A 13,927-nucleotide genomic window follows, 5' to 3' on the forward strand; every position below is an offset into this window, starting at 1 on the left:
GCCCGTTCCGTGACCGTACGCGCAAGAAGCGTCGCGCAAGCGTTACAGGGGACGGACGACCGGCGCACAGAATTTGCACGACAACGCGTGCTAGAGGTTTCATGACCGGTCCGTCTCGGGTCGGTCCCGGTTGCCGTTCCGAACCGGTGGCCCCCGCGGAGGCTGTAGCGTGGCGGACGGAGACCGTGACAACACCGCGCGCACCGCGGGCAGAAACGACGGCGAGGACTGATGGCACAGACGCAGCGCTCTCAGGGCCCGTCCGACCCCGAGGCGACTGGCGGCGGCATGTCAGACGCGCCGGAGATGTGGGGCAACGGCGGGCTCGTCGGCGACGGCCGGTACCGGCTCACGCACCGGCTGGGCCGGGGCGGCATGGCCGAGGTGTTCGCGGCCGAGGACGTCCGTCTGGGCCGGACGGTCGCGGTCAAGCTGCTCCGCGCGGACCTGGCCGAGGACCCGGTCTCCAAGGCCCGCTTCACCCGCGAGGCACAGTCGGTCGCCGGCCTCAACCACCACGCGATCGTCGCCGTGTACGACTCCGGCGAGGACACGGTGGGCGGCCAGTCCGTGCCGTACATCGTCATGGAGCTGGTCGAGGGCCGCACCATCCGCGACCTGCTGCTGAACGCCGAGGCGCCGGGCCCCGAGCAGGCCCTGATCATCGTCTCCGGCGTGCTGGAGGCGCTCGCCTACTCGCATCAGCACGGCATCGTGCACCGTGACATCAAGCCGGCGAACGTCATCATCACCCACAGCGGTGCCGTCAAGGTGATGGACTTCGGCATCGCCCGCGCCCTGCACGGCGCGTCGACGACGATGACGCAGACCGGCATGGTCATGGGCACCCCGCAGTACCTCTCCCCGGAGCAGGCGCTCGGCAAGGCCGTCGACCACCGCTCCGACCTGTACGCCACCGGCTGCCTGCTGTACGAACTCCTCGCGCTGCGGCCCCCCTTCACCGGCGAGACCCCGCTGTCGGTGGTCTACCAGCACGTCCAGGACATGCCGGTGCCGCCGTCGCAGGTCTCCGAGGGGACCTGCCCGCCGGAGCTCGACGGCCTGGTCATGCGCTCGCTCGCCAAGGACCCCGACGACCGGTTCCAGACGGCCGAGGAGATGCGCGGGCTCGTCCAGTACGGCCTCCAGATGCTCTACGACCAGGGCGGGCACACAGGCACCTGGAACACCGGCCCGGTGGAGGCGCACGACGGGCGGCAGACCCCGGCGGGCGGCTTCGCCGGGACGACCGTCATGCCGCACCCGGCGGACGCCTCGGGCACCACGCAGATCCCGCAGCCGATCCTGCCCGCGGGCTACGGCAGCGGCGACGACGGCGGCTTCGAGGGGCACGGCAACAAGGGCGGCGGACGCGGCAAGCTGTGGCTCCTCGCCGTGTTCGCGGTCATCGCCATCGCGGCGGGCGTGGCGCTGGCGCTGAAGGGCGCGGGCGGCAGCGGCGGCAACGGCACCGACATCGAGCCGACGAAGACCCACTCCACGAGCACGAAGCACGAGTCGCCGACCCCGACCCCGACCGACGACAAGACCGACCAGCAGCCCTCGGACCCCGAGACGAACAGCGGCTCCGACACGGGCACCGGCTCCGGCTGGCCGCCGGCGACGACGCCGTCGTACACCCCGTCGAGGACGGCGAGTTCCACCCCGAGCACCGAGCCGTCGCAGCCACAGACCTCGCAGTCGCAGCCCACGGACCCGACGAACGGCGGCACGGACGCGGGGACGGACGCCGGCGGCACGGACGCAGGTGGCACGGACACCGGTGGCACGGACACGGGCGGCACGGACACCGGTGGCACGGACGCGGGTGGCACCACGACGGACGGCAGCACCGGCGTCACCACCGGTTGAAGGACACCCACGGCGGCCGGGACGGCGTCCCCCTGAGGTGACGCCGCCGGTCCGCCGCACGCATGCGCCCTGCCCGGTCACGTCTCATCACCCGCGCGGGGCTTCTCGCTCGTCCGGGACCTGATGTCCGCCTGTCGGCGGCGCCTATTGCACGAACGCGTCGCACACCGCGTCGTACCCGCGGGTCCACCACACCGCGAGGGCCGACGCGGCCGGGAACTGGGTGTCCGCGCGCGTGTCGCCGCGCTCGTAGTGCCAGCGCAGCATCCAGAAGTCGTTCAGCCGCTCCCACCACACCCGGTGCACGGCCGCGGACAGTTCCGAGGGCGTGGCGCCGGCCGCGCGCCGGTACGCGCGCGCGTAGGCACGCACTTTCGGCAGGTCCAGGGTCCCGCCGGGCGCCACGAAGAAGATCGCGGCGGCGCGTACGGCCTCCTCCGCGCGCGGCTGCACACCGAGCCGGTCCCAGTCCACGATGGCGGCCGGGGCGTCGTCCTTGTAGAGCAGGTTGAACGGGTGGAAGTCGCCGTGCACCCAGCCCACCGAACCGCCGCGCGGCGGGCGCCGGTCCGCGTGCTGTTCCAGGAGCGCGCGGCGTTCCAGCAGCCGGTGCCGGGCGAGTTCGTCGAAGGCGTCGGCGGGGCGGTGCCGGCGCACATGGGCGAGCAGGTCGTCGATGAGGGCGAAGGTGTCGGCCGGGTCCGCGCTCTCCACCGGGTGGGGGCTCGTCGCCGGGCGCGTGCGCCCCTTGGGGGGCATCACGCGCTCCAGACAGGCGTGCACGGCGCCCAGGAGCGCCCCCAGACGCGCGCTCTCCCCTCGGGTGAGCTGGCCGCCGTGCCGGTGCCTGCCGTCGATCCAGGGGTGCAGGGCGTAGGCGTGGCCGCCGACGACGGCGACCGTGCGGCCCTCGCGGTGCGCGAGCGGTACGGCGACCGGGACGCCGAGGTCGGCGAGGCGCTGGGTGGCCAGGTGCCGGCGTTCGATGGCGGCCGGGTCGGCGGTGTCCGGGTCGAAGTGGTGCTTGAGGAAGTAACGGCCGCTCGTGGTGCACAGCCGGTAGCCGCGGTTGAGCAGGCCCTGGTCGACCGGGTCACAGGCAAGGGCGGTACCCGCGGCGTACAGGCGGAGCAGGGCGCCCAAGGGGAGTGCGTGGGGCACGGGGGGTGGTACACATGAGCGCGGCACGCGCCAGATGCTAGGGCACGCGCGGCCCCTGTGAGCTGGGGCTTGTCACAGGCAGTCGCCAGCGGTCGCTTTCGGTCACGAGGTGGGCGTTTCCGTCTCCCGCGCGGGCCGCAGCGAGGTCTTCGTCCGTACGCGCCCCAGGGCCTCATCCGTATGCAGGAGAAATACCGCGACTTTTCCCTCTTCGTGTGCGAGGCCGGTCTCACATGAAACTCTTCCCGTGACCTGGGTGCGCGGGATAACGTGCGGTTGCTCCGGACTGCCGCAAGGCTGTGACCAGCGCGCTTCCACATCGCCTCGATTTACTTGGAAATCCAAGCAAAATCGCAGGTCAAACGGGGTTTCACAGAAATGTGGGGCACTGGGTAACGTGATGGTTGCAGGGCGCTCGCCGGGGCACCTGTCACGCCTGTTCCCGGCCGAGTGGCACCCACCCCGTGCCCGGTGGTCGAAACAGGTGAGCCGCACTGGCCTACCGGCAACCCCGGGGGCCGGAACGACGGAGGAGCACACGTGACCGTGGAGAGCAGTGCCGCGCGCAAGCCGCGACGCACCGCCGCAGGCAAGGCCGGCACCACCGGCGGCAAGACCGGCACCGCCGGCGCCGCGACCGGAGCCACCGGCACCAAGCGCACCACCCGCAGCACCGCCAGGAAGAGCACCGATCCGGAGCTCGTACAGCTCCTGACGCCGGAGGGCAAGCGGGTCAAGAACGCCGAGTACGACGCCTACGTCGCCGGCATCACCCCCGAAGAGCTGCGCGGCCTGTACCGCGACATGGTGCTCACCCGCCGCTTCGACGCCGAGGCCACCGCCCTCCAGCGCCAGGGCGAACTGGGCCTGTGGGCGTCCCTGCTGGGCCAGGAGGCCGCCCAGATCGGCTCCGGCCGGGCCACCCGCGAGGACGACTACGTCTTCCCGACCTACCGGGAGCACGGCGTCGCCTGGTGCCGCGGCGTCGACCCGGCCAACCTGCTCGGCATGTTCCGCGGAGTGAACAACGGCGGCTGGGACCCGAACAGCAACAACTTCCACCTGTACACGATCGTCATCGGCTCCCAGACGCTGCACGCCACCGGCTACGCGATGGGCGTCGCCAAGGACGGCGCGGACTCGGCGGTCATCGCCTACTTCGGCGACGGCGCCTCCAGCCAGGGCGACGTCGCCGAATCGTTCACCTTCTCCGCGGTCTACAACGCCCCCGTGGTGTTCTTCTGCCAGAACAACCAGTGGGCGATCTCCGAGCCGACCGAGCGCCAGACCCGCGTCCCGCTCTACCAGCGCGCGCAGGGCTACGGCTTCCCCGGCGTCCGCGTCGACGGCAACGACGTCCTGGCCTGTCTCGCGGTCACCAAGTGGGCGCTGGAGCGCGCCCGCAACGGCGAGGGCCCCACCCTGGTGGAGGCGTACACCTACCGCATGGGCGCCCACACCACCTCCGACGACCCCACTCGCTACCGGGGCGACGAGGAGCGGCTGGCCTGGGAGGCGAAGGACCCGATCCTGCGGCTCCGCCGGTACCTGGAGGCCTCAAACCACGCGGACGAGGGATTCTTCGCGGAACTTGAGACCGAGTCCGAGGCGTTGGGCAAACGAGTGCGCGAAGCGGTCCGCGCCATGCCCGACCCGGACCACTTCGCCATCTTCGAGAACGCGTACGCGGACGGGCACGCGCTCGTCGACGAGGAGCGCGCCCAGTTCGCCGCCTACCAGGCGTCGTTCGCCGATGAAGGGGGTCACTGAGATGGCCGAGAAGATGGCGATGGCCAAGGCCATCAACGAGTCGCTGCGCCGTGCCCTGGACACCGACCCCAAGGTGCTGATCATGGGTGAGGACGTCGGCAAGCTCGGCGGCGTCTTCCGGGTGACGGACGGGTTGCAGAAGGACTTCGGCGAGAGCCGGGTCATCGACACCCCGCTCGCCGAGTCCGGCATCGTCGGCACCGCGATCGGCCTGGCCCTGCGCGGCTACCGCCCGGTGGTGGAGATCCAGTTCGACGGCTTCGTCTTCCCGGCCTACGACCAGATCGTCACCCAGCTGGCCAAGATGCACGCCCGCTCGCTGGGCAAGGTCAAGCTGCCGGTCGTCGTCCGCATCCCCTACGGCGGCGGCATCGGCGCGGTCGAGCACCACTCGGAGTCGCCGGAAGCGCTGTTCGCGCACGTGGCCGGCCTGAAGGTGGTCTCCCCGTCCAACGCGTCGGACGCGTACTGGATGATGCAGCAGGCCATCCAGAGCGACGACCCGGTGATCTACTTCGAGCCCAAGCGGCGCTACTGGGACAAGGCCGAGGTCGACTTCGAGGCGATCCCCGCCCCGCTGCACAAGGCGCGCGTGGTCCGCGAGGGCACCGACCTGACGCTGGCGGCCTACGGCCCCATGGTGAAGCTGTGCCAGGAGGCGGCGGACGCGGCGGCCGAGGAGGGCAAGTCCCTGGAGGTCCTGGACCTTCGCTCGGTCAGCCCCCTCGACTTCGACTCCGTCCAGGCCTCGGTGGAGAAGACCCGCCGCCTGGTCGTGGTGCACGAGGCACCGGTGTTCTTCGGCTCCGGCGCGGAGATCGCCGCCCGGATCACCGAGCGCTGCTTCTACCACCTGGAGGCACCGGTCCTGCGGGTCGGCGGCTACCACGCCCCGTATCCGCCGGCGCGCCTGGAAGAGGAGTACCTGCCGGACCTGGACCGTGTGCTCGACGCCGTCGACCGCTCGCTGGCGTACTGAGGAGAGGGTCGTGACGACGATGACGGACGCGTCCGTACGCGAGTTCAAGATGCCCGACGTGGGCGAGGGACTCACCGAGGCCGAGATCCTCAAGTGGTACGTCCAGCCGGGCGACACGGTGACGGACGGCCAGGTGGTCTGCGAGGTGGAGACGGCGAAGGCGGCCGTCGAACTGCCCATTCCCTACGACGGCGTGGTCCGCGAACTGCGCTTCCCCGAGGGCACCACGGTGGACGTGGGCACGCCCATCATCGCGGTGGCGGTGGCCGGGGCCGGCGGTGCCGCGCCGGAGGCCCCCGCCGAGCAGCCCGCGGCGGCACCCGCCCCGGCGAAGGACGAGCCGAAGCCGGAGGGCCGTCAGCCGGTCCTCGTCGGGTACGGCGTGGCGGCCTCCTCCACCAGGCGCCGCCCGCGCAAGGGCCCCGAGGTCACCGTCCCGGCGCCGGCGCAGGCGGTCCAGGCGGAGCTGAACGGCCACGGCGGCGCGGTCGCCGGGAAGTCCCGCCCGCTGGCCAAGCCCCCGGTGCGCAAGCTGGCCAAGGACCTGGGCGTCGACCTGGCCGCGATCACCCCGTCCGGCCCGGACGGCGTCATCACGCGTGAGGACGTCCACGCGGCGGCCACGCCCCGGACGGCCGAGCCGGCCGCCCCGGTCACGGCGGCGCCCGCCGCTCCCGCGGCCCCGGCGCCCGTGGCGTCGTACGACACCGCGCGGGAGACCCGCATCCCGGTCAAGGGGGTCCGCAAGGCCACCGCGCAGGCGATGGTCGGCTCGGCGTTCACCGCGCCGCACGTCACCGAGTTCGTGACGGTGGACGTGACCCGCACGATGAAGCTGGTCGAGGAGCTGAAGCAGGACAAGGAGATGCAGGGCCTGCGGGTGAACCCGCTGCTGCTGATCGCCAAGGCCCTGCTGGTCGCCATCAAGCGCAACCCGGACATCAACGCGTCCTGGGACGAGGCGAACCAGGAGATCGTGCGCAAGCACTACGTCAACCTGGGCATCGCGGCGGCCACCCCGCGCGGTCTGATCGTCCCGAACATCAAGGACGCGCAGGACAAGACGCTCCCCGAACTGGCTCAGGCGCTGGGCGAGCTGGTGTCCACGGCGCGCGAGGGCAAGACCTCCCCCGCGGCGATGCAGGGCGGCACGGTGACCATCACCAACGTCGGCGTCTTCGGCGTCGACACGGGCACCCCGATCCTCAACCCGGGCGAGTCGGCGATCCTCGCGGTCGGTGCGATCAAGCTCCAGCCGTGGGTCCACAAGGGCAAGGTGAAGCCGCGTCAGGTCATCACGCTGGCCCTGAGCTTCGACCACCGGCTGGTGGACGGCGAGCTGGGCTCGAAGGTGCTCGCGGATGTCGCGGCGATCCTGGAGCAGCCGAAGCGGCTGATCACCTGGGCCTGACCGCCCGACGACTCGCCGGCGCACGGCGAAGGGCCCGCCGCACGGGGTGCGGCGGGCCCTTGTCGTCGGTGCGTCAGCCGAGCTTGGCGAAGCCGTAATTGAGGAGCTTCTTCGCGTCCGCCTCGCGCTGGGCGATGGAGGAGGAGGCGAGGACGGTGCCGATGACCGTCTTGCCGTTCCGGGTCGCGGCGAAGACCAGGCAGTACTTGGCCTCGGGGCCGGAACCGGTCTTCACGCCGATGGTGCCGCTGTAGCTGCTGAGGAGCCCGTTGGTGTTCTTCCACGGGTTCATCGTGCGGGTGCTGCCCGTCTTGGTGATCGTCTTCGCGGTGTACGACTTCGTCTTGACGATCGTGCGGAACGTGGAGCTCTTCATCGCGCTGCTGGCGATCTTCGTCAGGTCGCGCGGCGTCGAGTAGTTGGAGCCGTTGCCGATGCCGTCGAACGAGTCGAAGTGGGTGTTCTTCAGACCCAGGTTCCTGGCGGCGGTGTTCATCTTGCCGATGAAGGACTTCACCCGCGCGGCCCGCGTGGAGCCGGAGCCGAACTTGTCGGCGAGCGCGTAGGCGGCGTCGCAGCCGGACGGCAGCATCAGGCCGTACAGCAGCTGGCGGACCGTCACCTTGTCGCCGACGATCAGGTGGGCCTGGGAGGCGTTGTTCTTGACGACGTAGTCGCTGTACGCCTTCTGGATCGTGACCTTGGCGTCGAGGTTCAGGTTCGACTGCGCGAGCACGACCTTGGCGGTCATGATCTTGGTGGTGGAGCCGGTGGAGCGCCTGGTGTCCGCCGCCTTCCCGTACAGCGTCTTGGCGTTGGCGTTGTTCATCACGAACCCGCCCTTGGCCACGATCGTCGGCGCGGTGACGGCCTGTGCGGGCGCTGCGGTGAGGGCACCGGTCGCGAGCAGCGCGCCGGACGTGACGGCGACGGCAGTTGCTCTGCGGAGGCGGATGCCCTTGATGCCGGTAATCAAAGTGATGTACCTCGAATGTCTTGAATGCCCCTGGAATGCGGCCGAGTTGAGGTGGCAAGCGGGAGGGGGCCGCATAGGTGTGACACGTAAGTAGCACAGAAGGTTGTGCGGTTGCCGAGAGAGACGTGCGTCACGTCCGCATGGTGGACGGTCCCGCCCTTGCGTACGTGTTGTATCTATGCTGTGGGCATGAACACGGCCGTCGAGCAGTCCGCCCCGCAGTCCCTCAAGCCGCCACCCGCCGCCGACCGCGTGTACACCCACGTCAAGCAGGGTGTGCTCGACCGCCGCTACGAGGGCGGCACCCTGCTCACCGAGGGGGAGCTGGCCGAGGCCGTCGGGGTCTCGCGCACGCCCGTCCGGGAGGCGCTGCTGCGGCTGGAGGTCGAGGGCCTCATCCGGCTCTACCCGAAGAAGGGCGCCCTGGTCCTGCCGGTCTCCGCGCAGGAGATCGCCGATGTGGTGGAGACCCGGCTGCTGGTCGAGGAGCACGCGGCCCGCAAGGCGGTACCCGCACCGGCGGGCCTGCTGGAGCGGCTGGCCGAGCTGCTGGAGCAGCAGAAGGCGCAGGCCGCCGCCGGCGACCTGGCCGCCGCCGCGGTCACCGACCGCTGCTTCCACGCCGAGATCGTGCGCAGCGGGGGCAACGAGATCCTCTCCCGGCTCTACGACCAGCTGCGCGACCGGCAGCTGCGGATGGGCGTCGCCGTCATGCACTCCCACCCCGACCGGATCGCCAAGACGCTCGCCGAGCACGAGGAGATCCTGGACGCGCTGCGCGCCGGTGACGCCGAGGCGGCCGTCGGGATCGTGCACCGGCATGTGGGCTGGTTCTCGCACCTCGCACGGGGTGAGGTCCGATGAGCCTTCCCGGGCGCGGCGCCACCCTTCCGGGCGATCCGCCGGGCGGGCGCCGGGCCGTCGCCGTGTGGTCCATAGGCGTGGCCGTCTACTTCGTCGCCGTCATCTTCCGTACGTCGCTGGGGGTGGCCGGCCTCGACGCGGCCGACCGCTTCCACGTGGGCGCCTCCGCGCTCTCCACGTTCTCCATCCTCCAACTGCTGGTCTACGCGGGCATGCAGATACCCGTCGGCCTGCTCGTGGACCATCTCGGCACCAAGAAGGTGCTGAGCATCGGTGCGGTGCTCTTCACCGCCGGACAGCTGGGCTTCGCCTTCTCCCCCTCGTACGGCACCGCGCTCGCCTCCCGGGCGCTGCTGGGCTGCGGCGACGCGATGACCTTCATCAGCGTGCTGCGGCTCGGCACCCGCTGGTTCCCGGCCCGGCGCGGCCCGCTGGTCGCGCAGCTCGCGGGCCTGGTCGGGATGGCGGGCAACCTGGTCTCCACCCTGGTCCTGTCCCGGCTGCTGCACGGCATCGGCTGGACCCCGGCGTTCGCGGGCAGCGCGCTGGCGGGCGCGGTCGTCCTCGTGCTCACCCTGCTGTTCCTGAAGGACCACCCGGAGGGGCAGGAGCCGGAGCCGTCCCCGCACCGGGGCGCGGCCTACGTCCGCCGGCAGATCGCCGCGTCCTGGCGGGAGCCCGGCACCCGGCTGGGCCTGTGGGTGCACTTCACCACCCAGTTCCCGGCGATGGTGTTCCTGCTGCTGTGGGGCCTGCCGTTCCTGGTCGAGGCGCAGGGCCTCAGCCGCGCCACGGCCGGCGAGCTGCTCACTCTCGTCGTGCTGTCCAACATGGTGATCGGGCTGGTCTTCGGCCAGATCGTCGCCCGGCACCACGCGGCGCGGCTGCCGCTGGCGCTGGGCACGGTGGCCGCCACCGCGCTGCTGTGGGCGGCGACCCTGGCCTACCCCGGGGAGCACGCGCCGATGTGGCTGCTGCTGGTGCTGTGCGCGGTGCTCGGGGCGTGCGGTCCGGCGTCGATGCTCGGCTTCGACTTCGCCCGGCCGGCCAACCCGCCCGAGCGACAGGGCACGGCGTCCGGCATCACCAACATGGGTGGCTTCATCGCCTCCATGACGACGCTCTTCGCGATCGGCGTGCTGCTGGACGCGACCGGGGACGACTACACCGTGGCGTTCAGCGCCGTGTTCGTGCTCCAGGCGCTCGGGATCGGTCAGATCCTGCGGCTGCGGGGGCGGGCGGCCCGGCGGGAGCGCGAGCGGCTGGTCGCCAGCCGCGTGGAGACGGTGCACGTGCCCGCGGCGTGAGCCGCGGGGCATCCCGCCCGCCCGTGCTTCTCCGGTCGGCCGGGAGGCCGGCCGGGTGCCGTCACGGCGTCACCGCGAAGTGGCGCAGGATGGCCGCCGCCAGCTCCTGGTCGCCCTCCGTCTTCACCCGGTCCGCCACCGCCTCGGGGCTCACCCGGCCGCAGGCCAGACGGACGTAGGTCTCCCAGTCGAGGGTGAGGGTGGCCGCCGGGCCGAGGGCGGGGACGGTCTCCAGGGTGCCGCGGCCCTGGATGTCCACGCGGACCGTGCGCAGGAACTCGACCGGGCCGTGCACGTCGAACACGATCGCCGAGCTGCGCGGGGCGTTCGCGTCGTGCGCCACGACCTTGGGCAGCGCCTCCAGCAGGACGTCCCGGGTGACGTAGGCGCCCGGCGAGTCCAGGTTGCCGGGGCGGCCGAGGGCCGCGCGCAGGTCCTGCTCGTGCACCCACACGTCGAACGCGCGGGCGCGGTAGGCCTGTTCCAGGGTGATCTCCGTGCCCAGCGGCCCGCGCACCTTGGTGCCGGGGTCCCGGGCCTCGTTGCGCAGCTGGCGGTTGCGGCGGATGACCGTGTACTCCAGCTCGGCCGTCATCTCCGGCGCCGTGTGGTGGCGGCGGACGTCGACCTGCATCTCCATGTAGCGCTGGTGCTCGGTGGTGACGTGGAAGAGGTCGCGGGGCAGGGAGTGGATGGGGCGCGGGTCGCCGAGCATCTCGCAGTCCAGGCCGATGACATGGGACACGACGTCCCGCACCGACCAGCCGGGGCAGGGTGTCCGCCGGTTCCACTCGCCTTCGACGAGCGACTGCACCATCTCGGATATCGCTTCGATGGAGTGGGTCCAGGCGTCGGCGTAGGGCTGGAGGGTGGGATGCAGACTCACGGAACGGGACCCCTCGGCGGTCGGTACACGGGCAGGTTGTGGCGGCATGGCCAGCGGGCGGCTGCACTTCGGCGGGTGTCTTGGAGTCCCCCAGGTTCTCGACTGTGCTCGAACTGGGGGCACCCCCAAGTTACGCTGCTGAAAGGCACCCCGGCAGTGCTTTCGTGTGACGATCGTAGGCCCGTGTGGACGACTCGAATGCCAGGACGGTGGTAGTGTGCGCGCCTCGCTGATCCAGATCGCCGTGGACGAGGGCGAACCGGTCGACTCCCGGCGCCGGCGCGTGGCCGCGCTGGTGCGGGAGCAGAGCGGAGCCGACCTCGTCGTACTGCCCGAACTGTGGACCACCGGTGCCTTCGCCTTCGAGGAGTTCGGCCGGGCGGCCGAGCCGCTCGAAGGGCCGACGTACGAGGCGATGGCCAAGGCGGCGAGCGACGCGGGCGTGTGGCTGCACGCCGGCTCCGTTCCCGAGAGGGACCCTGACGGCACCCTCTACAACACGTCCCTCCTCTTCTCCCCCTCCGGTGAGCCGGCCGCGGCCTACCGCAAGATCCACCGCTTCGGATTCGACAAGGGCGAGGCGGTGCTGATGGGCGCCGGCCGGGACCTGGTGACGGTCCGGCTGCCCGGGACCACGCTCGGCCTGGCCACCTGCTACGACCTCCGTTTCCCCGAACTCTTCCGCGGTCTGGTCGACGCCGGCGCCGAGACGCTGGTGATCCCGGCGGGCTGGCCCGAGCGGCGACGCGCGCACTGGACGCTGCTGGCTCAGGCGCGGGCGGTGGAGAACCAGGCGTTCGTGCTCGCCTGTGGAACGGCCGGGACCCACGCCGGAGTTCCGCAGGCGGGTCACTCGATCGTGGTGGATCCGTGGGGCGAGGTGCTCGCCGAGGCCGGCCCCGGAGAAGAGGTCCTCACGGTCGACCTGGACCCGGCGAAGGTCGGCGCGACCCGCGAACAGTTCCCGGCGCTCAAGGACCGGGTGCTGGGTCTGGAACCGCCCCGGCGCCCGTGCTAGTCCCCGTCAGTCCTCCTCTTCCTTCTCGGCGAGGTGGATCACGCACACCGCCACCGCGATCAGCAGCGCCGGGTCGGCGTCCTCCCGTACGACGTCCACGCCGTACGTGTCGCGGACGCTCAGCCAGCGGCGGGAGATCACCGCGAGGAGTTCGCCGTCGTACTCGACGGCGAACTCGCGGTCCAGGATCTTTCCGCTGACGTCGAGTTCGGTCCCGTCCACCAGGGAGACCCGGTAGTGGTTGCGCAGCAGGGACAGCCGCTTGCGCCGGATCCTGGCCAGGGGCTCGCCCTCGCGTTCGATCAGCATGGTGTCGCGCAGGGCGAACATCTTCTGGTGGATGTCGATCAGGACCCGCCCCTCGGTGTCCTTCAGCTCGAAGGTGTCCCGCAGGCGCATCGCCTTGCCGTCGACGAGGAACACCTTCCGGCCGTGTTCGTCCTCGATCCACCAGTCGTCACCGATGCCGAGGATCCGGTCGCGTACGAGGAATCTCATACGGGTCATGCTTCCCCGGCGCCGGTCGATCGTCACAGGTCGTGCCGGTTCGTCAGGCCGGCCCGAGGCGTCGTGCGTGACCCCGACGCCGCACCGCCTGGGGCGAGCGGGCCGGATCGCGGGCGACCGCGGACCCGGGCCCGGGCCCGTCTCACGCCGTCCTGACCCGGCCCTGCCGACCGGCCGCACCTTCCACGGGCGCCGCCCCGAACCGCCTGCGGTACTGCGAGGGGCTCAGCCCCGTCTCCCGCCGCAGCCGCGCCCGCAGATTGGCCGCCGTGCCCAGGCCGCTGCGCGCCGCCACGACGTCCAGCCGCTCCTCACCCCGCTCGATCAGCCGGCACGCCAGCGCCACCCGCTCCGCGGTGAGCCAGGCCAGCGGGGTCGTACCCAGCTGGCTGCGGAAGCGCCGGTGCAGCGTGGCGGGGCTGACCGCCGCGCGGGACGCCAGGCCGGCCACCGTCAACGGCTCGTCCAGCCGTTCCTGCGCCCACGCCAGCAGCGGGCCGAGGGACTCGTCGGGCACCTCGGGCACCGGCCGCTCCACGAACTGCCGCTGCCCGCCGTCCCGGTGTGCGGCGAAGACGAGCCGCCGGGAGACGTGGTTGGCGATCTCCGCGCCGTGGTCCCGGCGGACCAGGTGCAGACCGAGGTCGAGCGCGGAGGCGCTGCCGGAGGCGGTGAGGATGTCGCCGTCGTCCACGAAGAGCACGTCCGGTTCCAGGCGCACCGCGGGGAAGCGGGACCGGAAGGACTCCGCCCACATCCAGTGACAGGCCGCGCGGCGCCCGTCCAGCAGCCCGGCCTCCGCGATCGTGAACGCGCCCGAGCAGAAGCCGACGAGGCGGGCGCCACGCGCGTGTGCCCGGCGTACGGCGTCCAGGACGCGCTCCGCGCGCGGGACCTCGGTGTCCGGGCGGTTCGGCACGATCAGCGTGTCGGCCTCCTCGGCGGCCTCCAGGCCGGCCACTCCGCCCAGCGTGAAGAAACCGTCCCGCATCCGGGTGTGCGGCTCGGCCGCGCACAGCCGGAAGTCGTACAGGTCCCGCCCCAGCTCGGGCCGTGGCAGCCCGAAGATCTCGATGGCACAGCTCATCTCGAAGGGGTTGGAGTTCTCGTCGACCACCAGGACGACACGGTGAGAGGATCCTTGCGGCATATGCGATTCCTAGCACTCGTGCGGCG

At 71.7% G+C, this 13,927-nt stretch carries 12 protein-coding genes; 7 read left to right on the top strand and 5 right to left on the bottom strand.

The features are described from left to right. Nucleotides 1-231 precede the first annotated feature (231 nt). Nucleotides 232-1,872: a protein kinase domain-containing protein gene (locus IE273_RS33305; protein ID WP_189818859.1), complete on the top strand. Its 1,641-nt coding sequence runs from the start codon at nucleotides 232-234 to the stop codon at nucleotides 1,870-1,872. Nucleotides 1,873-2,016: 144 nt separating this feature from the next. On the opposite strand, the gene IE273_RS33310 is transcribed toward IE273_RS33305, so the two are convergent. Continuing rightward, complete coding sequence (locus IE273_RS33310; RefSeq protein WP_189818860.1) at nucleotides 2,017-3,033, bottom strand: phosphotransferase; 1,017 nt, start codon at nucleotides 3,031-3,033, stop codon at nucleotides 2,017-2,019. Between the two features lie 540 nt (nucleotides 3,034-3,573). Here IE273_RS33310 and pdhA point away from each other — a divergent pair. The 3 genes from pdhA to IE273_RS33325 are packed head-to-tail and all read left to right on the top strand — an operon-like array spanning nucleotide 3,574 to nucleotide 7,193. Beyond that, nucleotides 3,574-4,803: a pyruvate dehydrogenase (acetyl-transferring) E1 component subunit alpha gene (gene pdhA / locus IE273_RS33315; protein WP_189818861.1), complete on the top strand. Its 1,230-nt coding sequence runs from the start codon at nucleotides 3,574-3,576 to the stop codon at nucleotides 4,801-4,803. Nucleotide 4,804: 1 nt separating this feature from the next. After that, complete coding sequence (locus IE273_RS33320) at nucleotides 4,805-5,782, top strand: alpha-ketoacid dehydrogenase subunit beta (protein ID WP_014673838.1); 978 nt, start codon at nucleotides 4,805-4,807, stop codon at nucleotides 5,780-5,782. Between the two features lie 10 nt (nucleotides 5,783-5,792). Next, a complete protein-coding gene (locus IE273_RS33325; RefSeq protein ID WP_189818862.1) occupies nucleotides 5,793-7,193 on the top strand; it encodes a dihydrolipoamide acetyltransferase family protein in 1,401 nt (466 codons plus the stop codon). A gap of 73 nt (nucleotides 7,194-7,266) precedes the next feature. Here IE273_RS33325 and IE273_RS33330 read toward each other — a convergent pair whose 3' ends face one another. Beyond that, on the bottom strand, nucleotides 7,267-8,169 hold the full coding sequence (locus IE273_RS33330; RefSeq protein WP_189818863.1) for a D-alanyl-D-alanine carboxypeptidase family protein: 903 nt from the start codon (nucleotides 8,167-8,169) through the stop codon (nucleotides 7,267-7,269). Between the two features lie 189 nt (nucleotides 8,170-8,358). Between IE273_RS33330 and IE273_RS33335 the strand changes: the two genes are divergently transcribed. Beyond that, entirely contained in the window at nucleotides 8,359-9,033 is a 675-nt protein-coding gene (locus IE273_RS33335; RefSeq protein ID WP_189818864.1) for a GntR family transcriptional regulator, read from the top strand. Continuing rightward, nucleotides 9,030-10,340, top strand: coding sequence for an MFS transporter (locus IE273_RS33340; protein WP_189818865.1), 1,311 nt, complete (start codon nucleotides 9,030-9,032; stop codon nucleotides 10,338-10,340). Before IE273_RS33335 ends, IE273_RS33340 begins: the two co-directional genes overlap by 4 nt. Before the next feature lie 61 nt (nucleotides 10,341-10,401). Here IE273_RS33340 and IE273_RS33345 read toward each other — a convergent pair whose 3' ends face one another. Next, a complete protein-coding gene (locus IE273_RS33345; RefSeq protein ID WP_014673845.1) occupies nucleotides 10,402-11,226 on the bottom strand; it encodes a maleylpyruvate isomerase family mycothiol-dependent enzyme in 825 nt (274 codons plus the stop codon). A 217-nt stretch (nucleotides 11,227-11,443) separates the two neighbouring features. On the opposite strand from IE273_RS33345, the gene IE273_RS33350 reads away from it, so the two are divergent. Further along, nucleotides 11,444-12,244, top strand: coding sequence for a carbon-nitrogen family hydrolase (locus tag IE273_RS33350; protein WP_189818866.1), 801 nt, complete (start codon nucleotides 11,444-11,446; stop codon nucleotides 12,242-12,244). A 6-nt stretch (nucleotides 12,245-12,250) separates the two neighbouring features. Here IE273_RS33350 and IE273_RS33355 read toward each other — a convergent pair whose 3' ends face one another. Together IE273_RS33355 and IE273_RS33360 are read right to left on the bottom strand one after the other, a co-directional pair. Next, nucleotides 12,251-12,742 carry an LURP-one-related/scramblase family protein gene (locus tag IE273_RS33355; protein WP_189818921.1) on the bottom strand — a complete coding sequence of 164 codons (492 nt, stop codon included), beginning with the start codon at nucleotides 12,740-12,742 and terminating at the stop codon, nucleotides 12,251-12,253. Nucleotides 12,743-12,893: 151 nt separating this feature from the next. Beyond that, the gene (locus tag IE273_RS33360) at nucleotides 12,894-13,901 is read right to left on the bottom strand and encodes a helix-turn-helix domain-containing protein (protein ID WP_189818867.1); all 1,008 of its coding nucleotides are present in this window, start codon (nucleotides 13,899-13,901) and stop codon (nucleotides 12,894-12,896) included. Nucleotides 13,902-13,927 lie beyond the last annotated feature (26 nt).

The sequence above is a fragment of the Streptomyces olivaceoviridis genome (assembly GCF_014650115.1).
GTDB classification, from domain to species: Bacteria; Actinomycetota; Actinomycetes; order Streptomycetales; family Streptomycetaceae; genus Streptomyces; species Streptomyces olivaceoviridis.